This is a genomic window from Mesorhizobium dulcispinae (assembly GCF_033977345.1).
Taxonomy (GTDB): Bacteria; Pseudomonadota; Alphaproteobacteria; order Rhizobiales; family Rhizobiaceae; genus Mesorhizobium; species Mesorhizobium dulcispinae.
Window position 1 is genome coordinate 401386 of the sequence record NZ_JAVIIY010000004.1, and the last position, 25582, is coordinate 426967.

The following is a 25582-nucleotide window of genomic DNA, read 5'->3' on the forward strand; positions in this document are numbered from 1 at the left end:
TTCGCTAACGCCAAGCGCCATCGCTGCCTGTCAAGACAGCAATTGTGTCGGCCCCGTTACGTTGCGTCATGCCGGCTTGGCCGGCCCCAGCCGTCAGTCGCCTTCGCCGGGCTCGGCTGAGAAATATTTCTCGAACTTTCCGGTCTCGCCGTCAAATGTCTTGGCGTCGGCCGGCGGCTCTTTCTTGGCGGTGATGTTGGGCCATTTCTCGGCGTATTCGGAATTGACCTGCAACCATTTGTCGAGGCCGGGCTCCGTGTCCGGCTTGATCGCGTCGGCTGGGCATTCTGGCTCGCAGACGCCGCAGTCGATGCACTCGTCCGGGTGGATGACGAGCATGTTCTCGCCTTCATAGAAACAGTCGACCGGACAGACCTCGATGCAGTCCATGTATTTGCATTTTATGCAATTGTCGGTCACGACATAGGTCATCGCAGGCTCCGGGACGTCCCGTTTTTGCTGGGCTTTTTTGGTGAGGTAACGCCTTTGCCCGTCGCTTGCAAGGGCAGGGCTTGTGGCCGGAAGCCGGTGCTGCGGAACAGAATTCCAGTTGATTGCCGCAACAGGGTCGGGGCGTGTCGTCAGTCGTCGCCAAGCAGCCGATCGGTTTGCCGGCGCTCACGCTTGGTGGGGCGGCCGCTGCCGGCCTCGCGCAATGCCGGAATGGCGTCGGGAACCGCCTCGCCCCTGGGCGTCGGTGGCGGCGACATGTCCTCGTAAAGCAGCCTGGCCTCTTCCGCCGGGCCGCGCCGGGTGCCGCAGTTGAGGACCTTCCAGACCAGGATACGGCGGTCGAGCGTGATGGTCAGCACATCGCCGGCCTTGATCAGATCCGAGGCCTGCGCTGCTTTGTCGCGATTGATGCGGACCCGTCCGGCAACCACCAGCTTCGCCGCCAGCGACCGCGATTTCACCGCACGCGAGAAGAACAGCCATTTGTCGATGCGCTGGCGGCCTTCTCCAACCATCGCAACCGGCCGGGGCTATTTCTTCAGCTGGTCGCGCAAGGCGGCGAGCTTGGCGAAGGGCGAATCCGGGTCGAAGCGCTGCGGGCGCTCCTCGCGCGGCTTGCCCTGGAAGGCCGGCTTGCCGGCGGAAGCATTGCCCTTGCCGTCCTGCCTGTTGCCCTTCCAGTCCGGCCGCCCCTCGCGGCGGTCGGGGCGCTCGCCTTGCGGCTTGCCGTCGCGCCGCTCACCGTCACGTTCCGGGCGCGGCTTGAACTTCGAGCGATCGAAGCGCGGCTTGCCGGCGCCCTCGCGCTGGTCGCGGCGGCCCTCATGGGCTGGCCGATCGCCGGGCTGGCCGCCCGTGGCGCCTGGCTGGCCATCGCGTGCCGCCTGGCCGCGCGGGCGATTGTCCCGGCGGTTATCGTGGCGATGGCGCGGGCGCTGATGATCGAAACGGGCCTGCCGCCACAACAGGATCGGCTTCGGTTCTTCCTCGGCTGGGGCTTCCGCGGTGTTACCCTCCCCCTCGTGGGGAGCGTCGGCGCTGTCGGCATTGGCTGCATCGCCGGCGCCGTCACCCGCGTCGCTTCGCGCCGCGACCTCCTCCATCGAGGGGGAGGTAGGCGCCTCGTCCGCTTGCTCTGGAGCAGGCGCGGCTTCGTCGACTGTTCCGGTTTGGGGCTGTTGTTCCGATACGGGCTCGACGGCGACCTCGGTAGCGGGCTCCCCTGCGGTGTCGGCCACGGCCTCCGCATTTGCTTCCGTTGCTGTTTCCGAGTCTGCGACCGTGTCGCCAGCGGCATCGGCAGACGGCACCTCGGCCGCCTGAGCGGCTCGCGCGGCCTCTTCCGCCGCAAGCTTGGCCGCGGTGGCCTCACGGGCGGCGGTGTCCAGCGCGTCCAGCTTGGCCTTCACCTCGGCGGCCGGCTTCGGCTCGGGACGATAGCCGAGACCCTTCAGGATCTCTTCCATGTCGTCGGCCGTGGCGCCGAGGATCGACATCATCGGCGGCGTCACCATGAAGGCGTGGCCGTCATAGGCGCCGTCCGGCCGTTGGCCGAGGCCGGGCTTCCAGTTGGTCGCCGGGCGGATGAGGTCGGCCAGCCGCTCGAGGATGTCGACGCGCACCGCGCGGCGGCCGAGATTGCGGTAGCCGGCGAGCTTGTAGAAGCTCTTGTCGAAGGCAGGATCGATGACCACCGAGGTGCGGCCCGACGCCAGCGCATGCACCACGTCGCCGAAGCCGGGCTTGTCCTTGCCGTCGTTCTTCAGCGCCCAGAGCAGCGTGACCAGGCCGGCCGGCGCCGGCTTGATCAGCGCCGGCACGAAGACGTGGTAGGCGCCGAAGCGCACGCCAAGGCGCCGCAGCGCGGCGCGGCCTTCCTGGTCGAGCGATTTCATTTCTTCGGCGATGTCGCGGCGGTTGATGAGGCCGAAATGCTCGACGAGCTGGAAGGCGATGCCGCGCGCGATGCCGTTGAGCTGCTCGGCATTCTTCAAATCGACCAGCGGCTTCAAAAGCGTTTCGATCTGGAAATTGACGAAACGCTCGGCGCGCGCCGCCACCTTGTCGCGGGCAGGGCCGGTAAGCTGCTCGTCGGCAAGCAGCACAAGGCGCGGCTTCAAGGCCTCGTCGCCGGCAACCAGCGTGCCGATCGGCGCGCCGATCCAGCGCAGGATGCCGTCCGAGCCCAATGCCAGATCGCCGTTGGCGCAGACGGCGAAGCGCTCGGCGCGTGCCTCGAATTCGGCGCTGAGCGCCTTCTGGGCAGCGGTGCGCACCGCCTTGGCATCCTCGCCGCCGGCGCTCTGGTCGGCGGTGAAGCGGAATCCCTGCAGCTCGCCGACATGATGGCCTTCGACGAGGACGGTTCCGGTTGGGCTGATTTCAGCTTCAGGCATGGTATTTTCTCTAAGGCGCCGCATGAGGACGGAAGTCCTGCGGTCTACGAAGCGTTTCGTCAACCGCTCATGCAGCGCATCCGACAATCTGTCTTCGATTTCGCGCGTCTTTTCCTGCCAGTGTAGCTGATCGGCCAGCCAGCCCGGTCGGTTGGAGACGAAGGTCCAGGTGCGGATCTGGGCGATCCGGTGCGACAGCGTGTCGATATCGCCATCCGTCGTGTCGGCTCGCCGCACCTGCTCGGCCATGTAATTTTCATCGACATGGCCGTGGCGTGCAAGGTCCATGTAGATCGAGGCGATGAGGTCAGCATGCTGGGCCGGCGCGATCTTGCGGTAGTCGGGCAGCGCGCAGGCCTCCCAGAGCAGCGCGACGCGCTCCTTGCCCGTGGCAAGCGCCCTGATGTCGCCGTCGCGCGACAGGTGTTCCAGCGCCTGGGCGTCGACCGCCGGCAACGCCCTGGTCAGCCCTTCGACCGGAGCATTGGCTTCGATCGAGCGCTTCAGGGCGTCGAGGCTCGAAAAATCGAAATCGGCGGTGCGCCACTGCAGCACCTTCACCGGGTCGAAATCATGCCCCTCGATCTTCTTGACCAGATCCTCGTCGAACGGATCGACCTGGCCGGTGACTCCGAAGGTGCCGTCGCGCAGATGGCGGCCGGCGCGGCCGGCGATCTGGCCGAGCTCGGCTGCGGTCAGGTTGCGGTACTGGTAGCCGTCGAACTTGCGGTTCTGGGCAAAGGCGACATGCTCGAGGTCGAGGTTCAGGCCCATGCCGATGGCGTCGGTGGCGACGAGGTAGTCGACATCGCCGGACTGGAATATCTCCACCTGGGCGTTGCGGGTGCGCGGGCTGAGCGCGCCGAGCACGACGGCCGCACCGCCCTGCTGGCGGCGGATCAGCTCGGCGATGGCGTACACCTCGTCGGCCGAGAAGGCGACGATCGCCGTGCGCCGCGGCAGGCGGGTGAGCTTCTTCGAACCGGCATAGGCAAGGTGCGACAGCCGCGGCCGCGTCACCACCGAGACGCCCTTCAAGAGGCGCTGGAGGATGCCGTGCATGGTGGCGGCGCCGAGAAGCAGCGTCTCCTGGCGGCCGCGCAGATGCAGGATGCGGTCGGTGAAGATGTGGCCGCGTTCGAGGTCGCCGGCGAGCTGCACCTCGTCGATGGCGACGAAGGCGGCATCGGTCTCGCGCGGCATCGCCTCGACGGTGCAGACCGAATATTTCGCGCTCGCCGGAACGATCTTCTCCTCGCCCGTGACCAGCGCCACCTTGTTGGCGCCGACTTTCTCGCAGACGCGGGTATAGACCTCGCGGGCAAGCAGCCTCAGCGGCAGGCCGATGACGCCGGTCTCGTGCGCCACCATGCGCTCGATGGCGAGATGGGTCTTGCCGGTGTTGGTGGGGCCGAGCACGGCCGTCACGTCGCGGCCCGAAAGGATCAGCGGCTCTCTGTGTTTCGGCTGGATATTCATCGGCTCGGAAATGACGCTTTCTGCCGCTTGTTGTCGGGGACGCGGCGGTGCCGCCGCGTATGACAGGCGACACATAGGGATTTCAGACGCGAAGCGAAAGCGGAATGTTCCTATCAGGAGATGGCGCAACGACAGGCAAGGTCAAAATCCGCTGCCGATTAACCGTTGGAACGAGTCTGGAACGAATCGGCGACGAATCACTGACTCGGCCTGATTCAGGTTTTGTTCACGGCTATATGTGGATTTTTTGACGATGAGTCTCACCACATGCTGAATCCTTGAACTGGCCCGTTTCATGCTTGGCTCAGGCGCGCCGCGAACGGCCGTTAACTTTTGCCGGTGAACGATCACAACCGGCACGAGGGCAGTCGCCAAGATTATGAAATGGTTGATCTTTCCTAACCGCCGTTAATCTTTTCGGCGCCGTTTCCGGCTCTCTGCGTTAACTTTTCGGCCAAAGCCGGAACGAATCGGCGACGAATCAGCGATCCACGCGTTTTCCCAGTTTGTTCACGCCTAGATATGGTGTTGTCCACAGCTTGCGCACCGATAATTCACAGCTTGTGAACCGGGTTTCGAACAGGGCGCGGTGCCGCCGTTAACTTTTGCGTGCCGAATTGAGGCAGGGTGTCGCGCCGACCCCTTTTGAAGCCACAAGAAAAGGCGGCCCGATGTCCGGGCCGCCCCTCACTAACCGGATGAGCAAGCCTCAGGCGAAATACTGGCCGCCATTGGCGGTGATCGTCGAGCCGGTGATGAAGCCTGCGTCCTCCGAGGCCAGGAAGACGACGCAGCGCGCGATCTCTTCCGGTTCGCCGAGACGGCCGACCGGGATCTGGGCGATGATCGATTCCCGCACTTTTTCCGGCACGGCCATGACCATGTCGGTGGCGATGTAGCCTGGGCAGACGACGTTGACGGTGATGCCGGCGCGAGCCCCTTCCTGGGCAAGCGCCTTGGTGAAGCCGATGTCGCCGGCTTTCGAGGCCGAATAGTTGACCTGGCCCATCTGGCCTTTCTGGCCGTTGATCGAAGAAATGGTGATGACGCGGCCGAACTTGCGGTCGCGCATGCCGTTCCACAGCGGATGCGTCATGTTGAAGACGCCGGAGAGGTTAGTGTCGATGACTTCCTTCCACTGTTCGCGCGTCATCTTGTGGAACATGGTGTCTCGGGTGATGCCGGCATTGTTGACCAGCACCGAGACCGGGCCGAGATCGGCCTCGACCTGGGCGATGCCGGCGGCGCAGGCGTCGTAGTCGGCGACCGACCATTTGTAGACGGGAATGCCGGTCTCGGCCTTGAATTTTGCGGCCGCTTCATCGTTGCCGGCATAGTTCGCGGCGACTGAATAACCGGCATTCTTCAAAGCCACCGATATGGCCGCACCGATGCCGCGCGATCCGCCCGTGACGATTGCTACCTTGCTCATGTGTTCCTCCCTTTAAAATCGTCTGAGCGAATAGGGAGTAGCGAATAGCGAGTAGGGATCTGATATCCCACCGCGCCGACGCCATTCTTCCCTATCCGCTACTCCCTATTCGCTATTCGCTGAGCTCAGAGTGCTTCGACGCACATGGCGACGCCCATGCCGCCGCCGATGCACAGCGTCGCCAGGCCCTTCTTGGCACCGCGGCGGCGCATCTCGTAGACCAGCGTGTTGAAGACGCGGGCGCCGGAGGCGCCGATCGGATGGCCGATTGCGATGGCGCCGCCATTGACGTTGACGATCGAAGGATCCCAGCCCATGCCCTTGTTGACGGCGCAGGCCTGCGCGGCGAAAGCCTCGTTGGCCTCGACGAGATCGAGGTCCTTGACCGACCAGCCGGCCTTCTCCAGCGCCCTTTTCGAGGCAGGGATCGGGCCGGTGCCCATGATCGCCGGATCGACGCCGGCGGTCGCCCAGGAGGCGATGCGGACCAGCGGGGTGATGCCGCGCCGGGCAGCCTCGGCCTCGGTCATCAGCAGCGCGCCGGCGGCGCCGTCATTGATGCCCGACGCATTGGCGGCGGTAACGGTGCCTTCCTTGTCGAAAGCCGGCTTCAGCTTGGTCATGGCATCCAGCGTCGCGCCGTGACGGATGTATTCGTCCTGGTCGACGACGGTGTCGCCCTTCTTGCCCTTGATGGTGAAGGCGACGATCTCGTCCTTGAACTTGCCGGCCTTCTGCGCGGCTTCGGCCTTGTTCTGCGAGGCCAGCGCAAACTCGTCCTGGTCGTCACGGGTGATCTGGAACTGGCGGGCGACGTTCTCGGCGGTATTGCCCATGTGATAGCCGTTGAAGGCATCCCACAGGCCGTCCTTGATCATGGTGTCGATCATCTTGTAGTCGCCCATCTTGACGCCAGCGCGCAGGTGCTGGGCGTGCGGCGACAGCGACATCGATTCCTGGCCGCCGGCGACGATCACCCTGGCGTCGCCGGTGGCGATCTGCTGCATGCCGAGCGCGATCGCGCGCAGACCCGAGCCGCAAACCTGGTTGAGGCCCCAGGCGGTCGTCTCCTTGGGCAGGCCGGCATTGATCGAGGCCTGGCGGGCGGGGTTCTGTCCCTGCGCCGCCGTCAGCACCTGGCCGAGGATGACTTCGTCCACTTCCGCCGGGTCGACCTTGGCCCGCGCGAGCAATTCCTTGATGACGACTGCGCCGAGCTCATGCGCTGGCGTGGCGGCGAAACTGCCGTTGAAGGAGCCGACCGCTGTGCGGGCTGCGCTGGCGACGACGATTGAATTGGAAGCGGACATTTTCTTCTCCAGACTTCGAGGTGTCGTGTTTTAGCTATCCTTGAAGACTTTCTTGCCCGTTCAAGGACCTGAGTCAAACCGGAAATGGGCATGGCCGCCATGCACGGCAAGCAGGTCGAGCGCTTATCGTGGCGGTGCAGCCGATGCCGCGCAGCACAATTTGCTCCTCCATTCCGCATTAAATGATGCCGCACTGCACAAACCACTTGGAATTGTGACGCTTTTGCGCATATCCTCGACAAATGGCGCAATCGTTACCGGCTGCTTACTCTCAACGCGCCGGTATCCTGGGGAGGATACGGATGGCCGCAAAAGACGACCCGATCGTCATCAAGAAATATGCCAACCGCCGGCTCTACAACACCGGCACCAGCACTTATGTGACGCTCGAGGATCTGGCCGACATGGTCAAGAAGGGCGAGGAGTTCACCGTGCAGGACGCCAAGACCGGCGACGACATCACGCATCCGGTGCTGACCCAGATCATCTTCGAGCTGGAGAACAAGGACGGGCAGAACATGCTGCCGATCCCGTTCCTGCGCCAGTTGATCTCCTTCTACGGCGACCAGATGCAGATGATCGTGCCGAGCTTCCTCGAGCAGTCGATGATCGCCTTCTCCAAGGAGCAGGAGCGGTTCCGCGAGCAACTGAAGGGCGCGTTCGGCAAGACGCCGATCGACATGATGAAGACGCCGATGAAGGCGCTGGAAGAGCAGACGCGCCGGAACGTCGAGATGTTCCAGAACGCCATGCGCATGTTCACGCCGTTCCCGTCCGCGAACAGCAATTCCTCTGCCCCGGCCGAGCCGCCGAAGAAGGAAGAGAAATCCGACGATCTGCAGGAATTGAAGGCGCAGATCGCCGCGATGCAGCGCAAGCTCGACACCATGTCGTGACGGCGTTAGCCGTCAATTACTGCCGATCGGCCCGTCATAGCGGGCGCGCGGCCTGATCGGCCTGTTGCTCGTTACCTGCTCGACGGCATGCGCGGTCCAGCCGACGCTGCGGCCGAGCGCGAACAGGCGGAAGGGCGCGTCGGCGGGCAGGCGCAGGCCGCGCGTCAGGGCAGCCAGAGCAAAATCGATGTTCGGATGCAGGCCGGTCGCCGCAAGGACGGCGTCGCGCAGGCGCAGGAGCCCAACGTCGATCTTGAATTCAGAGAACAAGGCCTCGGCACGCGGATCGCCTTCGGGATAAAGCTGGTGACCGAAGCCGGGCAATGGCCGATCGTGGGCGAGCCAGCGGGCGACCGCCTCGTCCGGGCCCAGCCGCTCGGCATCCTCGATCAACGCGATCGCCGCGGCGCCGGCGCCGCCATGGCGCGGCCCGGTAAGGGTGGCGAGGCCGGCAAGCAGGCAGGCCGCGATCGGCGCGCCGGTGGAGGCGGCAACGCGCGCGGCGAAGGTCGAGGCGTTGAGCTCGTGATCGGCGAGCAGCACCAGCGCCCTGCGGATGAGATCGGCGCCGGCGGCGTCGACCGACCAGCCCTGCGCCAGCCTCTCATGGACGGGTTCCGATCCGGGGATTGCGCCGAGCGACGTTGCAAGCACGCTGGTGGCGGCGGCGCCATCCTGCTGCAGCATAGCCGGCCTGCGGCCGAGCGAGGGCCAGCCTTCGGCTGCCAGCGCTGATAGCCTTGCAAATGCCGTCGGGGTGCCGCTCTGCCGAACGGCCGAAGGGGTCAGCGAAGCGAAGGATACCCTGCTGCGGGATGCCCATAGCAGGCCGGCCGTCTCCTCCAGCGTCGCCGTCGCCGCAAGTGTGCCGGCGTCCTTGCCGCGATAGACGAGGCGGCCGTGCAGCACGGTCGAGATGGCGGTGGTGATCGCCGGCTCGCCCCAGGCGATGGCGCTTTCGGCGATCGCCTGGGGGCTGCGTCCGCGCGCCCGGCGGGTGGCGAGCGCGGCTATGTCGTCGGCGCGATACTGGCTGCGGCGCGGGTCGGCTCCGTCCGGCCGCATGCCGATGCGGCCACGGCTGACATAGGCATAAAGCGTCTGCGGCCGGACGTTCAGCCGCGCCAGCGCTTCCTCCCGTGTCAGCCATTCGGACATGCCCGGCGCCTCATATTGATTCTATTGATCAAGATTGATGCATTGATTGCGCACCATTAATTGCAGTGCACAAAAGGTCAAGGAGACAAGCGATGGCCAACGGGCTCGATGATGTTGTAGCGGCGGACACGGTGCTTTCCGATGTCGATGGCGCGGGCGGACATCTCACCATCCGAGGCCATTCATTGACGGAGCTTGCCGGCCATTGGCGCTACGGCCAGGTGGTCCGCCTGCTGTTCGACGGCTTTTTCGATGAGCTTCCCGGCGACGCCGAGCTGGAGAGAGCGATCGGCAAAGCGCGCGTCGAGGTTTTCGAACGACTGCAGCCGATGCTTGGCCAACTCGCGCCGCTCGATATCTACAGCGCCATGCGTGCCGGCATCGCCCTTTTGCCTGATGGCGAGGAACTGGCCGACGCGCTCAGGCTGGTCGCGGCGCCGACGGTGCTGACGCCGGCCCTGCTGCGGCTTACCCGCGGCGAGAAGCCTGTTGCGCCGGACGCTCGCGCCGGTCATGCCGCCGACATGTTGAGAATGCTCGGCGGCCCGTCATCACCGGCGCTTGCCAAGGCGCTCGACACCTATCTGGTGACGGTCTGCGATCATGGGCTCAATGCGTCCACCTTCGCGACGCGGGTGGTGGCGTCGACGCAGGCGGGCTTGGCCTCGGCGATCCTGGCCGGGCTCGGCGCGCTCAAGGGGCCGCTGCATGGCGGCGCGCCGGGACCGGTGATCGAGATGCTCGACGCGATCGAGGCCAGCGGCGACGCCGCCGCCTGGCTGAGCGACGAGATCGCGCGCGGCGAGCGCATCATGGGCTTCGGCCATCGCATCTACCGTGTGCGCGATCCGCGCGCCGACGTGCTGAAAGCGGTCGTACGGCGGCTCGGCACACGTAGCGAGACTGGCAGCCGGCTGGCCTTCGCCGAGACGGTAGAGCAGGCGGCGCTCGAAGTGCTCAAGGTCGCCAAGCCGCAGCGCTCGATCCAGACCAATGTCGAGTTCTACACGGCACTGCTGCTCGAAGCCGCCGGCTTCCCCAAGGAGGCGTTCTCCAACGTCTTTGCGGCCGGCCGCGTCGCCGGCTGGATTGCGCATGCGCGCGAGCAGCAGGCGACCGGACGGTTGATCCGGCCGCAGTCGCGCTATGTCGGGCCGGTGCCGGATCTCGTCGCCTGAGATTTTGGACCAGGCCTTGATGCAGCCTCTCCGCTTCCGGCGGGGAGGTTTTTCATGACCAAGATTTCAACCGATCACGAGACCGTGTCCGTGTTCTTGCCTTGGTTCGCCCTTATATGCTGCACTGCAACATAAGCTGACAGCCAGCCGCTTCGCCCCATGACGTCGGGGCAGGCCGGCGCATCGAGACAAAGGAACGCCATGGCGAAGAACGGCAAGGCGGAGGACAGGAAGAAGATCAACATCGCGCTGCAGGGCGGCGGTTCGCACGGCGCCTTCTCCTGGGGCGTGCTCGACCGCCTGCTCGAGGACGGGCGGCTGGAGATCGCGGCGGTGTCCGGCACCAGCGCCGGCGCCATGAACGCGGTCGCGCTGGCCGACGGCTTCGTGCGCGGCGGCGTCGACGGCGCGCGCAAGAAGCTCGATGATTTCTGGCGGGCCGTGGCCTCGAAGGGCCGCTTCAGCCCGGTGCAGCGCATGCCGTGGGATGTCGTCTGGGGCAACTGGTCGATCGAGAACACGCCCGGCTATTTCTTCTTCGACACCATGTCGCGGGTCTTCTCGCCTTACGTCGCCAATCCGCTCGGCCTCAACCCGCTGCGCGACGTCGTCGAGAAGGAGATCAATTTCCGCAACGTGCGCGCCTGCAAGTCGATGGAACTCTTCATCTCGGCGACCAATGTCGAGACCGGACAGCTGCGCGTCTTTTCCGACGGCGAGATCGACGTCGACACCGTGATGGCGTCGGCCTGCCTGCCGCAACTGTTCCGCGCGGTCGAGATCAAGGGCGTGCCCTATTGGGACGGCGGCTATGGCGGCAATCCGGCGCTCTATCCCTTCTTCAAGGCAACTGCCACCGAGGACGTGCTGCTCGTGCAGATCAACCCGGTGGTGCGCGAAGGCACGCCGAAAAGCGCCAACGAGATCCAAAACCGCATCGACGAGATCACCTTCAACGCCGGGCTCCTGCGCGAATTCCGCTCGATCGCCTTCGTCAAGGAGTTGATCGCGGCCGGCCGCCTGCCACATAGCGAATATCGCGACATCCGCATGCACCGGATCGATGCCGACGAAGCGTTCAAGGATCTCTCGGCCTCGTCGAAGGTCAATGCCGAATGGGCCTTCCTCGCCTATCTGCGCGACCTCGGCCGAAATGCCGCCAGCGACTGGCTGGAGGAGAATTACGACGCGGTCGGCAAACGGGCGACGCTCGACCTGTCAGGCGAGCTCGACGACGGCTTCAAGCCTATGCGCGGGCCGGCGCCGGGGCGGAGGGTCAAGGAATTCCTTGCCGCACGCATGAAGCCGGAGGCAATCCGCCGCCGGGCGTAGATCGCGCCCAGACATCGCGCAGGTTTTAGCTCGCGCTGAACCTTACCTTGCGGAACCGGCCACGCGCTGGATTCACCTTCGACGGGCGAGTAGTTTACCTCGACGTAAACGGGAGGTGGCGATGTTGCAGACCAGACAGAACTCTCTCGGGGTCAGGTTTGAAGCGCAGTGCAGGGCCTTCGAGAAGGAGCCTTTCCCGAGTCTCGAGGTACGCAAGGACCGGCTGAAGCGCCTGCTGGCGCTGACCGACAAGCATGAAGCCGAGATCTGCGCAGCGATCGACAGCGATTTTTCTGGCCGGGCGGCCCAGGAAACGCGGCTTGCGGAACTGTTCGTCGTTCGCGCCGGCATCAGGCACGCCATTCGTCATCTGCGCGGCTGGATGCGCGAGCGCCGCGTTGCCACCAGCCTGCCGTTCCTGCCTGGGCGCAACAGCCTTCTGCCGCAGCCGCTCGGCGTCGTCGGCATAGTCTCGCCGTGGAATTATCCGTTCCAACTCGCCATCGCGCCGGCGGCGGCCGCTTTAGCCGCCGGCAACCGCGTGCTGCTCAAGCCGTCCGAGTTGACGCCGAAATTTTCGGACCTGCTTGCGCGGTTGGTGGAAGAGCATTTTTCTCCCGACGAGATGAGCGTGGCGGTCGGCGATGCCGAGGTCGGCAAGACATTCGTGTCAATGCCTTTCGATCATCTCTTGTTCACCGGCTCCACCGCCGTCGGCCGCCAGGTGGCGCTGGCCGCTGCCGCCAATCTGACGCCGGTCACGCTCGAACTCGGCGGCAAGTCGCCGGCGATCTTCGATGCGTCCTGCGATCTCGATGCGGCTGTCGCGAGCGTCGCCTACGGCAAGCTCCTGAATGCGGGCCAGACCTGCATCGCGCCCGACTATCTAATGGTCCCGCAAGGGCAGGGTGCCGCGATCGCCGCAAAACTCGCCGCCGCAATGGCACGGCTCTATCCGCGTCTGGGCGACAATCCCGACTACACGGCGATCGTCAGCGAGCGGCACCATCAGCGACTGAGCGACATGGTCGCCGAGGCGCGCGAAAGCGGCGCTGATGTCACCGAGGTCAATCCGGCAAACGAAAAGCTTGGCGTGAGCGACCGCAAGATGGCGCCTGTGCTTGTCAGGAATGCCGGGCAGAATTTGCGGCTGATGCGCGAGGAAATCTTCGGGCCGGTGCTGCCGATCCTCGAATACGGCACGGTCGATGACGCCATCGAGCATGTGAGTCGCGGCGAGCGTCCGCTCGCCCTTTACTGGTTCGGCAAGGATAGCGCCAACCGGCAAAGGGTGATGCGGGAGACCGTCGCCGGCGGCGTGACGGTCAACGACTGCATGATGCATCTGGTACAGGAGCGGCAGCCCTTCGGCGGCGTCGGCGAGAGCGGCATGGGCGCCTATCACGGCGAATGGGGTTTTCGGACCTTCAGCAAGGAAAAGCCGATCTTCGTCCAATCTCGCTTGAGCGCCGGCGGCCTGCTCAGGCCGCCTTATGGCAGGATGTTCGAGCGACTGTTCCGGCTGCTGAACCTGATCACCTGACAGGATTTATTTTCGGAGTGGGCGCGTCCTCTGCATCGTCTCGTACCAATGCAGCAAGTCATTGCGCGAAAAAATTCCGAATCATACTGACGCCTGCTGCCATCGACTGTTCGATACAGCAAAAAATCTGCCCGGACCGGGAAAAGCCGGGCAGTCGAGCATCGAAAAAGTAGAAAAAAGCCCGTCCGCCGCGGCTGGAGACGCAATGATGCTGCAATTTTTCTCACTATATTGCGCCGCAGCTTTGCGGTAGAAGCGCGCTTCGCCGATCACGGCAAATTGAACATGGCTTTGCGCGCACCCATATCGGCCGCGCGCCCGGGGACGAAACACCGACCTCGCCAAGCCTGCAACGGAAAATGACGATGCCGAAATTCAGGTTTCACAAGCTTGCAGCCATTGCTGTGCTCATCGGATTCGCTGCCTGGATGGCAACGGGCGAGTTCTCGTCCGTGGGCAGCGCCGCCGACCACCAGAAGGCAGGAGAAGCAGGCAAAGCCACGCAGTCCGGCGCTGAAAAGCCGAAGACGGCGCAGGCCGAGCCGAAGGCAGCATTGCGCACCGTCGCGGTGGTGACGCCGCCGCGCAAGACCTTCGCGCGGGCGATACGGATCTCGGGTCTGACCGAAGCCGACAAACGCGCCGTGCTTGCCACGCGCGTCGCCGGCGTCATCGACAAGCTGCCGGTCAAGCAGGGCGATCACGTCAAGACCGGCGACCTGGTGTTGATGCTGGCCGCCGAGGAGAAGATCTCGAACGTCGACAACGCCAGGCAGCTTTTGGTGCAGCGCAAGGCTGAGCTCGATGCCGCCGAGCGGCTGGCCAAGACCGGCAATTTGCCCAAGCTGCAGCTCGACACCGCCCGCTCGAACCTGACGGCGGCGCAGTCGATGGTGGAGACGGCGCAGGCCGAACTCGACCGCAATGAAGTGAAGGCGCCGTTCGACGGCGTCATCGACCGCGTGCCGGTCGAGCTCGGCAGCTCGGTGATGCAAGGCGGCGAGGTGGCGACGATCCTCAAGCTCGATCCGGTGATCGCGCGCGGCGAGATCAGCGAGCGCGACCTGCGCTACATCAAGATCGGCGACGAGGCCAATGTACGCCTGGTCAATGACCAGAAGGTCACCGGCACGGTGCGCTACATCAGCCGCGACGCCTCCTCGCAGACCCGCACCTTCCGCGTCGAGGTGGCGATCCCCAATGGCGACGGCTCCATCCCCGCCGGCATGACGGCCGAGATCACGCTCAGCGCCGAGCCGACCGACGCGGTCATGCTGCCGCGCTCGGTGGTGACGCTGGGCGACAAGGGCGATCTCGGCATCCGCGCCGTCGGCAAGGACGACAAGGTGGCATTCTTCCCGATCGACCTCGTCGACGATACACCGCATGGCCTGGTGCTCGGCGGCATCCCGCAGGACGCCCGCATCATCGTCGCCGGCCAGGAGCTGGTGAAGGAAGGCGACCTGGTGAAGCCTGTCGAGGCCGACCAGGCGACCATCAACAAGCTGATCAGCGAAGCCACCGCCGGCACGCAGTAGCGCGACCGCCCGGCGTCGGCTCGCCCGGCGCCGCTGGCAATGTCGCCGCTTCCCAGGAAACAGCAGGCATAAGTCATGGACATCGTCAGACTCGCCATTCACAACGCCCGCCTCACAATATCGGCGCTGATGTTCCTGCTCGTCGCAGGCTGGGTCGCCTATCAGTCGACGCCGAAGGAAGCGGAGCCCGACGTTCCGATTCCGATGATGTATGTCAGGCTGATCTACCAGGGCATCTCGCCGGAAGATTCCGAACGCCTGCTGCTCAGGCCGATGGAAAGCAAGCTCAAGAGCCTCAAGGGCTTGAAGGAAATGCGATCGGCCGCCTTCCAGGGCGGTGGCTACGTGCTGGTCGAATTCCAGCCGCAAACCGATCTGGCGACGGCGCTGCAGGATACACGCAGCAAGGTGCAGGACGCCAAAGCCGACCTGCCGCAGGCGGCGGAAGAGCCGACCGTCAACGAGGTCAACGTTTCGGAATTCCCGGTGCTCGTGGTCACGCTTTCCGGCGACGTGCCCGAGCGCGTGCTGACGGCGGCGGCGCGCGAGCTGCGCGACCGCATCGAGGAAGTGCCGGGCGTGCTCGAAGGCTCGCTGCAGGGCGCGCGCGACGATCTCGTCGAAGTCGTCGTCGATCCGGTAAAACTCTCCTCCTACGGGCTGCAGCTCGACCAGGTGATGCAGGGCGTCGGCGCCTCCAACAGCCTGGTCGCGGCCGGCAACCTCGAAGGTTCGGAGGGCAAATACGCCGTCAAGGTGCCGTCGCTGATCGAGACACCCGAGGACGTCGCCAACCTGCCGGTCGTCGCCACGCCGAACGCCGTGGTCCAGGCCAAGGACATCGCCACCATCCGCTCGACCTTCAAGGATGCCGAGACGGTGACCCGCCTCGACGGCAAGCCGGCGATCGCCATCGAAGTGAAGAAGCGCATCGGCGCCAACCTGATCGACACGCTGAACCACGTCAGGGAGGTGTCGGACAACTTCATCAAGTCGATGCCGGAGGGCATGCACGTCACCTACACGCAGGACAAGTCCGTCTTCGTCAACCAGCTTCTAGGCGACCTGCAGAACCACGTGATGATCGCGGTGATCCTGGTGTTCATCGTCATCCTCTACGCGCTGTCGGGACGTGCCTCGCTGCTGATCGGCCTAGCCATTCCCTCGTCCTTCCTGATCGGCATCCTTCTGCTCGCCATGATGGGCTACACGATCAACATGATCGTGCTGTTCAGCCTGATCCTGGCGGTCGGCATGCTGGTGGACGACGCCATCATCGTCACCGAATTCGCCGAACGGCGCATGAGCGAGGGCATGCCGAAGGCGGACGCCTTCGCGTTGGCCGCCAAGCGCATGGCGGGCCCGGTCATCGCGGCGACGATGACGCGCATCGCCGCCTTCTCGCCGCTGCTGTTCTGGCCCGGCATCATCGGCGACTTCATGAAATACATGCCGATCACGCTGATCGTGACGCTGTCGGCCTCGATGCTCTATGCGCTGGTGTTCGCGCCGACGCTCGGCGCCATCTTCGCCAAGGCGCCGGCGCATCACGAGGAGGGCAATCGCGACGGCTGGTACATGGCGCTGGTCAAGCAGGCGGTGCGCTTCCCGATCACCGTCATCCTGCTCACCGTCGGGCTGCTGGTCGGCGTCGGCTTCGCCTATTCGAAATACGGCGCCGGCGTCGAGTTCTTCCCCAGCGTCGAGCCGGATTACGGCCTGCTCTACGTGCATGCCCGCGGCAATCTCTCGCTGGCCGAAATGGACGCCGCCACCAAGACGGCGGAAAGCCGGCTGCTCGGCTGGCCGGGCGTGAAGTCGGTCTATACCCGCGTCGGCAAGACGCAAGGCGGCGGCCAGGACATTCCGGAAGACGTCGTCGGCGTGATCCAGTACGAATTCGTCGACTGGCGTGAGCGCAAGTCCGCCAACCAGATCCTCGACGATCTGCGTGGCGTTATGGCCGGCATTCCGGGCGTCGATGTCGAGGTGCGCGTGCCGGAAGCCGGCCCGCCGACCGGCAAGCCGATCCAGATCAGGCTTTCCGCCGCCGACCCCGGCGGGCTCGACGACAAGGCGCGTGCGGTGGCGGCGCGGATCGCCAAGATCCCCAACGTCATCGACGTCTCGGACGGCCTGCCGCCGCCCGGCGTCGACTGGGCGCTCGAAGTCGATCGCGCCAAGGCGGCGCAATACGGCATCAGCCCGACCTCGGTCGGAACGGTGGTGCAGCTGGTGACGAACGGCCTCAAGCTCAGCGAGTACCGGCCGGCCGGTACCGACAAAGCGGTCGATATAAGGCTGCGCCTGCCCGAGGACCGGCGCACGCTGTCGACACTCGACGAGTTGCGGGTACAGACCTCGCAAGGGGCGGTGCCGATCTCGAACTTCGTCATCCGCAAGGCAAAGCCCAGCGTCGGCATCCTCAACCGCATCGACAGCGCGCGTACCGTGGTGGTGCAGGCCAATGTCAGCGCCGGCGCGCAGGTGGCGGCGGTGCAGGCGGAAGTCACCAAGGCCGTCGCCGACATGGGCCTCGGCAGCGGCATCCGCTGGAAGCTCGCCGGCTCCAACGAGGACAGCGCGGAAGCCAGCGCCTTCCTCGGCAAGGCCTTCGGCGCGGCGATCTTCCTGATCTTCCTGGTGCTCTTGGCGCAGTTCAACAAGTTCACCAGCGTGTGGCTTGTTCTGTCCTGCGTGGTCATGGCGACCATCGGCGTGTTCCTGGGGCTGCTCTTGACGGGCGAGGCCTTCGGCATCGTCATGTCGGGCATCGGCGTCATCGCGCTCGCCGGTGTGGTGGTGAACAACAACATCGTTCTCATCGACACCTATGACCGGTTGCGCGAGGAGGGCTGGGACAAGATGGACGCCGTGCTGCAGACCTGCCGCGAGCGCGCCCGGCCGGTGGTGCTGACGGCGGTCTCGGCCATCCTCGGCGTGCTGCCGATCGCCTTCGGCCTCGGCCTCGAAATCTTCCATCACGAGACGACGATCAACGCGCCGTCGACGCAATGGTGGATCTCGCTGTCCTCGGCGATCGTCTTCGGCCTGTCCTTCGCCACCTTGCTGACCCTGGTGGTGACGCCGTCGATGCTGATGGTGTTCACCCGCGCCAAGGTGAAGCCCGGTGCGCGGCGCGGCTGGTTCAGCCGCCTGTTCCGTCGCGGCAAGGGCAAGGTGTCGACCGATCAACCGGCCACGGAGCCCGGTGCCGAGCCGGCGATTGCCTTCCCGAAGGCCGCGGAATAGGCGGTTTTCGAAATCCAAATGCAAAAAGCCGCCCGGGAACAACCGGGCGGCTTTTTGCATTGTTCCGTCAAGGTTCAACCAGACGGCGAGGGTATTTTCATGACGATCGGCACACTTCTCGTAATAATCCTGATCCTGATCCTGATCGGCGCCGTGCCGGCATGGCCGCATTCGCGTGCCTGGGGCTACGGGCCTTCGGGGATCGTCGGCGTAATTCTGGTCATCTTGCTGATCATGTTGCTGTTGGGCCGGATCTGATCCATGGCCGGGCCTCCGAGGCCCGGCAGGTTGATTTTGGCTGCTCAGCCTTGATCAGGCGGCCTGGCGCGAGGCTGCGACGGCGATGCCGATATCCTGCATGGCTTTCGCTACGGCCCGGTCGAGCGGCGTGTGCGGGATTTCGCCAATGACCTCCTCCAGCCGCGTCGAGACCAGCCGGTGCGCCTCGAAGCGCAGATAGGACATCGAAACGATCTCGCGCCACATGGCCACGAACGGGCTGCCGGCGCGCAGCACCCACCACGGCATGAACGAGAGCTTCAGTTTGCGGCCGAGCGCCTTCTCGGCCGCGGCCTTGATCTCGAGGTCGGTGACGGCATGGCCTGGGAAATTCAACGCCTCATAGAAGCCGAGCTTGTCGAGATTGCGCGCCAGGCCGACGAAGGCAACCGCGAAGTCCGGCAGATAGGCCCATTCATGCACGAGGTCGGCCGGGCCGGGCGCGGTATAGACGTCCTTTTTCATCTTGGCGGCGACGACGAGGTCGAACCAGCCGCCGCTGCCGGTGCCGCCGAAGAAATCGCCGGCGCGCAGCAGGATGGTGCGCACACGGCCGGCGTCAGCCTCGCGGCGGAACAGCTCTTCCATGGCGCAGCGGATGCGGCCCTTCTCGGTGGTTGGATGGAAGGGGATTTCCTCGGTGATCACCTCAGGCATCGGCGAGCCGTAATTGTAGACGGTGCCGGGAAAGAGATGCAGCGCATTGTTCGCGTGGCAGGCGGCCATGACGTTCTCGGCCATCGGCAGGCACTTGCCCCAGTCGGTATAGATCGGGTTCAGGCCGTTGAAGATGATGTCGACGCCTTCGGTGGCACGGATCAGCGACTGGCGGTCGAGCGCATCGCCGACGACGGCCGTGGCGCCCTTGAACTCAGCCGGCACCTTGCCGGTGCGGGTGACGGTGCGGACGTCGAAGCTGGCGTCGATGAAGGCCTTGGCGACCACGCGGCCGAGCCGACCATTGGCGCCCAGAATTGCGATCTTGGTCATTGTTCGTCTCCGTTGCTTGCGTTTGCCCACCCAATCTGGCCCATCCGGAAACGAATGAAAATTGACTCAGATCGGCGATCTGTTATTCAAAAATGAATGAAAGAATTCGACTGGAACCTGATCAAGAGTTTTGTCGCGGTTGCAGAGACCGGCAGCCTGTCGGCCGCTGCGCGCAGGCTGGCGGCCAGTCAGCCGACGCTCGGCCGCCACATCGCCGAGCTGGAACAGGCGCTGGGCGTCACCTTGTTTCGGCGGGGCCGGCGCGGCTATGAGCTGACGGAAGCCGGCAGCGCGCTGTACGAGCGCGGAAAAGCGGTCAGCGAGCAGGCCAATGCCTTTTCGCTTTTGGCGCTCGGATCGGTCGAGGCGATCGAAGGCACGGTGCGCATTGCCGCCTCGGAGGTGGTCGCGGCCTGCGTGCTGCCGGAAATGACGGCGCGCCTCGGCGAGGAGGAGCCGGGCATCGAGGTCGAGATCGTCGCCTCGAACCAGGTCGAGAACCTGCTGCGCCGCGATGCCGACATTGCCATCCGCATGGTCAGGCCGGCGCAGAACGAACTGGTGGCGCGTAAGGTCACCGACATCGCGCTCTGCCTGTGCGCGGCGAAGTCCTATCTCGACCGGCGCGGTCGCCCGCAAAAGCCGGCGGACCTCGCCGATCATTCACTGGTCGGCTTCGATCGCAGCGACGAGATCATCCGCGGCTTCACCGCGTTTGGCAGTGCGGTCGGCCGCAGCCATTTCCGTTTCAGGACCGACAATCAGATCGTGCTTTGGGAAGCGGTGCGGGCCGGAAACGGCATCGGCATCGGCCAGGAGCCGCTGGCGGACCGCGATCCGGACCTGGAGAAGCTGCTACCCGACGTGCCCTTGCCCAACCTGCCGGTGTGGCTTGCCATGCATCGCGATGTCCGCACCAGCATGCGCATCCGCCGGGTGGCGGATTTCCTGCATGAAGAGCTGAAACGCTATTCCGCCGGCGCCGGATCGGCGGCGAATTCGGCCCGGTGAGCGAGGCTCGCCATCAACAGCACGATGACCAGCAGGCCGGAAAGCGCGATGAAGATCGGGCCGAAGCTCGAACGTTCGGCGACGAAGCCGATCGCCGAGGGCGCCACCAGGATGCCGGAATAACCCATGGTGGTGACCACGCTCATGCCTGTGCCGGAGGACATGCCTTCCTGGTTGCCGCCGGCCGAGAACAGGATCGGCACCATGTTGGCGATGCCGAAGCCGCAGAAGGCGAAAGCGGCAATGGCAAGATAAGGCGAGGGCGACAGGCCGGCCACGAACATGCCGGCGGCGGCGACAAGCGCCGAGCCGCGCAGCGTCGCCACCGCGCCGAAGCGGTTGCGCACGCCGTCACCCAGGAAACGCATCAGCGCCATGACGCCGGAGAAGGCGGCATAGGCGAGGCCGGCAATGGCAAGGTCGGCGCCGAGCTCCTGGTGGAGGTAGAGCGCCGCCCAGTCGAGCACCGCGCCCTCGGAGACCATGGTGAGCAGCGCCATGACCCCGACCAGATAGACGATCGGGTGTCGCGGCAGCGCGACTTTCTGGTGCTCGGCGACCTGCGGCCTGTCTTCGGCGACGAGGTAGCGAACAGCAAAGCCAATCACGGCGAAAGCGACGGCCGTCACAACGGTCGCATGCGCGAGGTAGCCGTAATTCTGGATGGAATAGCCGCCAAGTGCGCCGCCGGCGAAGCCGCCGAGACTCCAGAAGCCATGCGAGGACGACATGAAGGCGCGGGAGAGCCGTCTTTCCACCACCACGGCGTTGGAGTTCATGGCGACATCCATGCCGCCGATCGAGCCGCCGAAGATGAGCATGGCGATGGCCGCAAGCGGCACGTTGGGGGCGAGCGCCACGACCAGCAGGCCGAAGCTGCCGCAAAGGCCGAACCAGCGCAGCACGCTGCGCGAGCCGTGCCTTGAGATGAGATGGCCGCACCAGGTCATGGCCAGCACCGCGCCGACACCGAACAGCAGGATCAGCAGGCCGAGCGTGAATTTGGAGATGTCCAGCCGGGTGAGGAACACCGGGATCTGCGGCGCCCAGCTGCCGGTGAGGAAACCATTGGCCAGGAAGATGCCGGCAACGGCCCAGCGGCCGCGCGTCGCGGCTTGCATTGTGCTCTGCGCGCTCATGCTCTGAAATCCGGTGCGCCGGTAACTTTTGGGCGGCAAATTAGATCGATTCAATCGTCAGTCAAGCGCTGCCAGCCGAAAGTGCTTGGGCCAAGCTGCGTCGACAATGGGCGCTTCTCGCGCGCGCCAGAACGCGGCACAGTCGCAGTGTCCATTCCCAGACATCACAGGACCCCGCATGACCGCTCTGCTTCCCGCTGAACTCGCCTGGTACGCCACCGGCCGCTTCTACCGCGCCAAGGACGGCGCAGTGGCCGACTACGGATATTTCCTTCATCTGCCCTTCCCCAACGTGCCTATGTTCGACGGCAAGCGCTCCGAGGTGACCGCGCATTTCACCTTCGCCGCAAGGCCATTCAACGCCCAGGAAATCGACAACGGCGTGCTGTCGCTCGGGCTCGATCCGGTGGGCGAGTTCTCGCTCTATCTGCAGCGCCGGCCGATGGGGACATTCGACGACCCGGCTTCGTTCGAACAGGGCGAATGCATCGCCACCTTCCGCCGCGCCAGCCTCGCGGTGGGCACGACGGTCGCGGTCTCCGCCGGCACGGCGATGGTGCAACTGATCGGAACCAACGTGTTCAGTGCGCGCCTTGTCGCCAGCAGTGCATTTGAGTTCGGCGGCGGCCGCCACGATCTGGCGCATCATATCGGCGATGGCGTGACCCAGTTCGGCACTTCCGCGGCCACGCCGATCGCGCCGCCGCCGAGCAGCTATGATCTGGTCCTGCCGTTCACGGGATCCGCCATAGCGCTGGGCCGAATTGGGTAGGGACCCCAACGCAGGATCGAAGGCTCAATGGTCCCTTGGCCGCCTCGCCTCGAACTCCGCCTTCTTGGCGTCCGACGCCTCGGTCTGGTTGAGCGCCTGCCATTCGGCGTAGGGCATGCCGTAGATGATCTCGCGCGACTCGTCCTTCGACAGCGCGACGCCGTCGGCCTCGGCGGCCTCACGATACCAGTTCGACAGGCAGTTGCGGCAGAAGCCGGCGAGGTTCATCAGGTCGATGTTCTGGACGTCGCCGCGCTCGCGCAGGTGCTCGACCAGCCGGCGGAAGGCGGCGGCCTCGAAATCGCGTTTCTGTTCGTCGCTGAGTTCGGCCATTGCATGGAGCTCCGTGGCTTGGGACCCGTCACACCGGGTCGGTGCGCGAGCCGAACATCTTCACCTGGTGTATATCGGGGCGACGGTCGATGGCGTCAACGATCGGGGCCAGCCGCTCGGCCCATGCAAGCGCGCCGGCGCGGTCGGCGATCAGGTCCTGGCGGATCTCGATCAGCGCATGGGCATAGCCGTTGACGATGGCGTGGCGGAACATGGTGTCGCCGCGCAGCGCGCCGTCATAAGGCTCGTTGTCGCCGACCACCAGCGCCTTGTCCTCGGCCAGCATATCGATCAGCGGCCGCGCCACGCGGTCGTCGCGGTCCCACAGGATGCCGACATGCCAGGGCCGGATGAAGCCTTGCATGCGCGGGGTGAAGGAGTGCACCGAGAAGATGAACGGCGCATTGCCGGAAGCGTGCGCCACCGAGGAAATCATCGCGCCGACGGCGTCATGATAGGGCCGGTAGAAGCGGTCGAGCCGTCTTTCCCGCTCCTCGGCGGCCATCGGATAGTTTCCAGGCACGATGGTGCCGTCATAGAGCTGGCGGATCAGCGTCGGATCGTCCTCGCCGCGGTTGGGGTCGATCAGCAGCCGCGAGAAGCCGGCAAGCACGGCCGGCGCGTCGAGCGCCGCCGCCAGCTCGCGCGTCACCGTCTCGACGCCGATATCATAGGCGATGTGGCGCTCGAATTCCTCCGCCGGCAGGCCGAGGCTGCCATACTCGTCCGGCAAGTCGCGGCGGGCGTGATCGGCCAGAAGCACGATGCCTTTCTTGCGGTCGCCCTCGACGATGTCGAAGGGCGCGAAAGCTGTGGATCGGGTCATCGGCTGAAAACGGTCTGTTCGCTGGTGTCCGGGCGGGGTGGTATCGTCATTCCACGAAGAGGACGCAGGCGCAATGCCGTTGTTTGGCCACGGTTTCTGCAAAAAATCCCAAATGGGACGACTTACCGTGCGCCTACAGCGCCGCGCGTCATCTTGGACGCGCAAAGGACGCTGTAGCACTTTGATTTTGGCGCATGATCCTTTCCGAAAATCGATTCCGATTTTCGGGGTCATGCGCGCGCCCTTCTAAATCGATTGGAATTGAACAAAACGGCGCGTTGACATGCGCCCGGAGTTTGCTGAAAAGGGCTTCGAGAGATGCAGATGTGGTTCGCGAAGGGATTTGGAATGGGTTTCGCCGGCAGGCCGCGCAAGCGCCTGACCCTGCCGCTCCTGATCTTTGGCGCGGTTCTCGGCGCGCTGTGCGCGACCTCGCCGGCGCGCGCCGACTTCCGCGTCTGCAACGCGACACAGAACCTGGTCGGCGTCGGCATCGGCTATCGGGCGAAGGCCGGCTGGATCACCGAAGGCTGGTGGCACATCGAAGGGTCGACCTGCAAGACGCTGATCGAGGGGCCGCTGTCATCAAGGTTTTACTATCTTTATGCAGAAGACGCCGAGCGCGGCGGGCGTTGGGACGGCCCGATCAACATGTGCGTCGCCGAAAAAGAGTTCAAGATCGCCGGCGTGAATGATTGCGTCGCCCGGGGCTTTCAGCGCGCCGGATTTCAGGAATATGACACGGGCGAGCAGGCAAGCTGGATGGTCCAGCTGACCGACGAGCCCGCAACGGGCGGCGCGCCAGCGACCCCCGCTCCGGGAACAAACAGTCAATGAGACGCAACCGCAAGGTCAAGATCCTCGCCACCATCGGTCCGGCTTCCTCGTCCGAGGAGATGCTGCGAAAGCTCTTCGAGGCGGGCGCCGATGTCTTCCGCATCAATATGAGCCATACCGACCACGAGCTGATGCGCACGCTCGTCGGCCGCATCCGCTCCGTCGAGGCGGCCGTCGGCCGGCCGATCGGCATCCTGGCCGACCTGCAGGGGCCGAAGCTCAGGGTCGGCAAGTTCGCCAATGTCAAGGAAGCGCTGACTGTCGGCCAGACCTTCACGCTCGACGACAATCCGGAACCCGGCACGTCGAAACGGGTCTACCTGCCGCATCCCGAAATCCTGAGCTCGGTCGAGGCCGGTCACCGTCTTTTGATCGACGACGGCAAGCTGGAGCTCAAGGCGGTCAAGAGCGACGGCAAGTCGATCACCTGCACGGTCGTCGCCGGTACTGGCATTTCCGACAAGAAGGGCGTCAGCCTGCCCGACACCGACCTGCCGGTCGGCGCGCTGACCGAAAAGGACCGGGCCGATCTCGACGCGGTGCTGGCGGCAAGCGTCGACTGGGTTGCGCTGTCCTTCGTGCAGCGGCCGGAGGATCTGGCCGAAGCCCGCAAGATCGCGCGCGGCCGGGCCCTGATCATGGCCAAGATCGAGAAGCCGCAGGCAGTCGCCCGGCTGCCGGAGATCATCGAACTGTCGGACGCATTGATGGTCGCGCGCGGCGATCTCGGCGTCGAGATGCCGCTGGAGGCGGTGCCCGGCATCCAGAAGCAGATCACGCGCGCCGCGCGGCGCGCCGGCAAACCGGTGGTGATCGCCACCCAGATGCTGGAATCGATGATCACCGCGCCCGTGCCGACCCGCGCCGAGGTCTCGGACGTATCGATCGCCGTGTTCGAGGGCGCGGATGCGATCATGCTTTCGGCCGAATCCGCTGCCGGCGCCTATCCGGTCGAGGCGGTCGCCATGATGAACCGCATCGCAACCAAGGTCGAAACCGACCCGACCTATGCCGGCATCATCAACGCGCAGCGTTCGGAGCCGGAAGCGACGGGGGCGGACGCGATTTCGCTCGCGGCGCGCGAGATCGCCGAGACGCTGAAGCTGTCGGCGATCATCACCTACACCGCCTCCGGCACCACGGGCCTGCGCGCCGCGCGCGAGCGGCCGCAGGTGCCGATCGTGGCGCTGTCGCCGATCGTCAACACGGCGCGCCGGCTGTCGCTTCTGTGGGGCACGCATTGCGTGGTTTCGGAAGACGCCATCGACCTCGACGACATGGTCGACCGGGCCTGCCGCATCGCGCTCGACGAAGGCTTTGGCAAGCCGGGCGACCGGGTGATCATTACGGCGGGCGTGCCGCTGAGGACCCCAGGCTCGACCAACATGCTGCGTATTGCGTATGTCGGATCGGAGACCCATTAACCTC

General features: G+C 65.1%; 21 protein-coding genes. 11 read left to right on the forward strand and 10 right to left on the reverse strand.

Annotated elements, in window-relative coordinates:
* Positions 1–93 precede the first annotated feature (93 nt).
* The 5 genes from fdxA to RFN30_RS12935 form a co-directional block, all read right to left on the reverse strand.
* Positions 94–432, reverse strand: coding sequence for a ferredoxin FdxA (gene fdxA, locus RFN30_RS12915; protein WP_126087145.1), 339 nt, complete (start codon positions 430–432; stop codon positions 94–96).
* 149 nt (positions 433–581) lie between these two features.
* Positions 582–968, reverse strand: coding sequence for an RNA-binding S4 domain-containing protein (locus tag RFN30_RS12920; RefSeq protein ID WP_320262452.1), 387 nt, complete (start codon positions 966–968; stop codon positions 582–584).
* 15 nt (positions 969–983) lie between these two features.
* The gene (locus tag RFN30_RS12925) at positions 984–4328 is read right to left on the reverse strand and encodes a helicase-related protein (RefSeq protein WP_320262453.1); all 3345 of its coding nucleotides are present in this window, start codon (positions 4326–4328) and stop codon (positions 984–986) included.
* 709 nt (positions 4329–5037) lie between these two features.
* Positions 5038–5760, reverse strand: a complete 723-nt coding sequence (locus tag RFN30_RS12930; protein ID WP_320262454.1) for a beta-ketoacyl-ACP reductase — start codon at positions 5758–5760, stop codon at positions 5038–5040.
* A 125-nt stretch (positions 5761–5885) separates the two neighbouring features.
* Positions 5886–7070 carry an acetyl-CoA C-acetyltransferase gene (locus RFN30_RS12935; protein ID WP_320262455.1) on the reverse strand — a complete coding sequence of 395 codons (1185 nt, stop codon included), beginning with the start codon at positions 7068–7070 and terminating at the stop codon, positions 5886–5888.
* A 302-nt stretch (positions 7071–7372) separates the two neighbouring features.
* Between RFN30_RS12935 and phaR the strand changes: the two genes are divergently transcribed.
* Positions 7373–7966: a polyhydroxyalkanoate synthesis repressor PhaR gene (phaR, locus tag RFN30_RS12940; protein ID WP_320262456.1), complete on the forward strand. Its 594-nt coding sequence runs from the start codon at positions 7373–7375 to the stop codon at positions 7964–7966.
* 12 nt (positions 7967–7978) lie between these two features.
* Here phaR and RFN30_RS12945 read toward each other — a convergent pair whose 3' ends face one another.
* Positions 7979–9124: a citrate/2-methylcitrate synthase gene (locus RFN30_RS12945; RefSeq protein WP_320262457.1), complete on the reverse strand. Its 1146-nt coding sequence runs from the start codon at positions 9122–9124 to the stop codon at positions 7979–7981.
* Between the two features lie 92 nt (positions 9125–9216).
* Between RFN30_RS12945 and RFN30_RS12950 the strand changes: the two genes are divergently transcribed.
* The 6 genes from RFN30_RS12950 (at position 9217) to RFN30_RS12975 (ending at position 18225) form a co-directional block, all read left to right on the forward strand.
* On the forward strand, positions 9217–10302 hold the full coding sequence (locus RFN30_RS12950) for a citrate synthase/methylcitrate synthase (RefSeq protein WP_320262458.1): 1086 nt from the start codon (positions 9217–9219) through the stop codon (positions 10300–10302).
* A 201-nt stretch (positions 10303–10503) separates the two neighbouring features.
* Positions 10504–11634, forward strand: coding sequence for a patatin-like phospholipase family protein (locus RFN30_RS12955; protein ID WP_320262459.1), 1131 nt, complete (start codon positions 10504–10506; stop codon positions 11632–11634).
* A gap of 121 nt (positions 11635–11755) precedes the next feature.
* On the forward strand, positions 11756–13177 hold the full coding sequence (locus tag RFN30_RS12960) for a coniferyl aldehyde dehydrogenase (RefSeq protein WP_320262460.1): 1422 nt from the start codon (positions 11756–11758) through the stop codon (positions 13175–13177).
* Positions 13178–13542: 365 nt separating this feature from the next.
* Positions 13543–14715: an efflux RND transporter periplasmic adaptor subunit gene (locus RFN30_RS12965; protein ID WP_320262461.1), complete on the forward strand. Its 1173-nt coding sequence runs from the start codon at positions 13543–13545 to the stop codon at positions 14713–14715.
* Positions 14716–14790: 75 nt separating this feature from the next.
* Complete coding sequence (locus RFN30_RS12970; RefSeq protein ID WP_320262462.1) at positions 14791–17967, forward strand: efflux RND transporter permease subunit; 3177 nt, start codon at positions 14791–14793, stop codon at positions 17965–17967.
* Positions 17968–18066: 99 nt separating this feature from the next.
* Positions 18067–18225, forward strand: a complete 159-nt coding sequence (locus tag RFN30_RS12975; protein ID WP_126087157.1) for a DUF3309 family protein — start codon at positions 18067–18069, stop codon at positions 18223–18225.
* A gap of 54 nt (positions 18226–18279) precedes the next feature.
* Here RFN30_RS12975 and RFN30_RS12980 read toward each other — a convergent pair whose 3' ends face one another.
* Positions 18280–19236, reverse strand: coding sequence for an SDR family oxidoreductase (locus tag RFN30_RS12980; RefSeq protein WP_320262463.1), 957 nt, complete (start codon positions 19234–19236; stop codon positions 18280–18282).
* A gap of 96 nt (positions 19237–19332) precedes the next feature.
* On the opposite strand from RFN30_RS12980, the gene RFN30_RS12985 reads away from it, so the two are divergent.
* Entirely contained in the window at positions 19333–20247 is a 915-nt protein-coding gene (locus tag RFN30_RS12985) for a LysR family transcriptional regulator (protein WP_320262464.1), read from the forward strand.
* Here RFN30_RS12985 and RFN30_RS12990 read toward each other — a convergent pair.
* Positions 20205–21386 (reverse strand): MFS transporter, encoded by a 1182-nt coding sequence (locus tag RFN30_RS12990; RefSeq protein WP_320262465.1) that lies wholly within the window; start codon positions 21384–21386, stop codon positions 20205–20207. The genes RFN30_RS12985 and RFN30_RS12990 overlap by 43 nt on opposite strands.
* Positions 21387–21564: 178 nt before the next feature.
* Between RFN30_RS12990 and RFN30_RS12995 the strand changes: the two genes are divergently transcribed.
* Positions 21565–22158 (forward strand): hypothetical protein, encoded by a 594-nt coding sequence (locus RFN30_RS12995; protein WP_320262466.1) that lies wholly within the window; start codon positions 21565–21567, stop codon positions 22156–22158.
* Between the two features lie 24 nt (positions 22159–22182).
* On the opposite strand, the gene RFN30_RS13000 is transcribed toward RFN30_RS12995, so the two are convergent.
* Together RFN30_RS13000 and RFN30_RS13005 are read right to left on the reverse strand one after the other, a co-directional pair.
* Positions 22183–22491 carry a DUF1244 domain-containing protein gene (locus RFN30_RS13000; protein ID WP_320262467.1) on the reverse strand — a complete coding sequence of 103 codons (309 nt, stop codon included), beginning with the start codon at positions 22489–22491 and terminating at the stop codon, positions 22183–22185.
* 28 nt (positions 22492–22519) lie between these two features.
* Complete coding sequence (locus tag RFN30_RS13005; protein ID WP_320262468.1) at positions 22520–23317, reverse strand: N-formylglutamate amidohydrolase; 798 nt, start codon at positions 23315–23317, stop codon at positions 22520–22522.
* Positions 23318–23665: 348 nt separating this feature from the next.
* Here RFN30_RS13005 and RFN30_RS13010 point away from each other — a divergent pair, with 348 nt between their 5' ends.
* Positions 23666–24154, forward strand: a complete 489-nt coding sequence (locus RFN30_RS13010) for a DUF1036 domain-containing protein (RefSeq protein ID WP_126089678.1) — start codon at positions 23666–23668, stop codon at positions 24152–24154.
* The gene (gene pyk, locus RFN30_RS13015; protein ID WP_320262469.1) at positions 24151–25578 is read left to right on the forward strand and encodes a pyruvate kinase; all 1428 of its coding nucleotides are present in this window, start codon (positions 24151–24153) and stop codon (positions 25576–25578) included. The genes RFN30_RS13010 and pyk overlap by 4 nt, the downstream gene beginning before the upstream one ends.
* The last annotated feature ends 4 nt before the right edge of the window (positions 25579–25582 follow it).

Excerpts from the sequence above, each read along its gene's own strand:
- fdxA (WP_126087145.1), bottom strand. The coding sequence starts at position 432 with ATGACCTATGTCGTGACCGACAATTGCATAAAATGCAAATACATGGAC.
- RFN30_RS12920 (WP_320262452.1), bottom strand. The coding sequence starts at position 968 with ATGGTTGGAGAAGGCCGCCAGCGCATCGACAAATGGCTGTTCTTCTCG.
- RFN30_RS12925 (WP_320262453.1), bottom strand. The coding sequence starts at position 4,328 with ATGAATATCCAGCCGAAACACAGAGAGCCGCTGATCCTTTCGGGCCGC.
- RFN30_RS12930 (WP_320262454.1), bottom strand. The coding sequence starts at position 5,760 with ATGAGCAAGGTAGCAATCGTCACGGGCGGATCGCGCGGCATCGGTGCG.
- RFN30_RS12935 (WP_320262455.1), bottom strand. The coding sequence starts at position 7,070 with ATGTCCGCTTCCAATTCAATCGTCGTCGCCAGCGCAGCCCGCACAGCG.
- phaR (WP_320262456.1), top strand. The coding sequence starts at position 7,373 with ATGGCCGCAAAAGACGACCCGATCGTCATCAAGAAATATGCCAACCGC.
- RFN30_RS12945 (WP_320262457.1), bottom strand. The coding sequence starts at position 9,124 with ATGTCCGAATGGCTGACACGGGAGGAAGCGCTGGCGCGGCTGAACGTC.
- RFN30_RS12950 (WP_320262458.1), top strand. The coding sequence starts at position 9,217 with ATGGCCAACGGGCTCGATGATGTTGTAGCGGCGGACACGGTGCTTTCC.
- RFN30_RS12955 (WP_320262459.1), top strand. The coding sequence starts at position 10,504 with ATGGCGAAGAACGGCAAGGCGGAGGACAGGAAGAAGATCAACATCGCG.
- RFN30_RS12960 (WP_320262460.1), top strand. The coding sequence starts at position 11,756 with ATGTTGCAGACCAGACAGAACTCTCTCGGGGTCAGGTTTGAAGCGCAG.
- RFN30_RS12965 (WP_320262461.1), top strand. The coding sequence starts at position 13,543 with ATGCCGAAATTCAGGTTTCACAAGCTTGCAGCCATTGCTGTGCTCATC.
- RFN30_RS12970 (WP_320262462.1), top strand. The coding sequence starts at position 14,791 with ATGGACATCGTCAGACTCGCCATTCACAACGCCCGCCTCACAATATCG.
- RFN30_RS12975 (WP_126087157.1), top strand. The coding sequence starts at position 18,067 with ATGACGATCGGCACACTTCTCGTAATAATCCTGATCCTGATCCTGATC.
- RFN30_RS12980 (WP_320262463.1), bottom strand. The coding sequence starts at position 19,236 with ATGACCAAGATCGCAATTCTGGGCGCCAATGGTCGGCTCGGCCGCGTG.
- RFN30_RS12985 (WP_320262464.1), top strand. The coding sequence starts at position 19,333 with ATGAAAGAATTCGACTGGAACCTGATCAAGAGTTTTGTCGCGGTTGCA.
- RFN30_RS12990 (WP_320262465.1), bottom strand. The coding sequence starts at position 21,386 with ATGAGCGCGCAGAGCACAATGCAAGCCGCGACGCGCGGCCGCTGGGCC.
- RFN30_RS12995 (WP_320262466.1), top strand. The coding sequence starts at position 21,565 with ATGACCGCTCTGCTTCCCGCTGAACTCGCCTGGTACGCCACCGGCCGC.
- RFN30_RS13000 (WP_320262467.1), bottom strand. The coding sequence starts at position 22,491 with ATGGCCGAACTCAGCGACGAACAGAAACGCGATTTCGAGGCCGCCGCC.
- RFN30_RS13005 (WP_320262468.1), bottom strand. The coding sequence starts at position 23,317 with ATGACCCGATCCACAGCTTTCGCGCCCTTCGACATCGTCGAGGGCGAC.
- RFN30_RS13010 (WP_126089678.1), top strand. The coding sequence starts at position 23,666 with ATGGGTTTCGCCGGCAGGCCGCGCAAGCGCCTGACCCTGCCGCTCCTG.
- pyk (WP_320262469.1), top strand. The coding sequence starts at position 24,151 with ATGAGACGCAACCGCAAGGTCAAGATCCTCGCCACCATCGGTCCGGCT.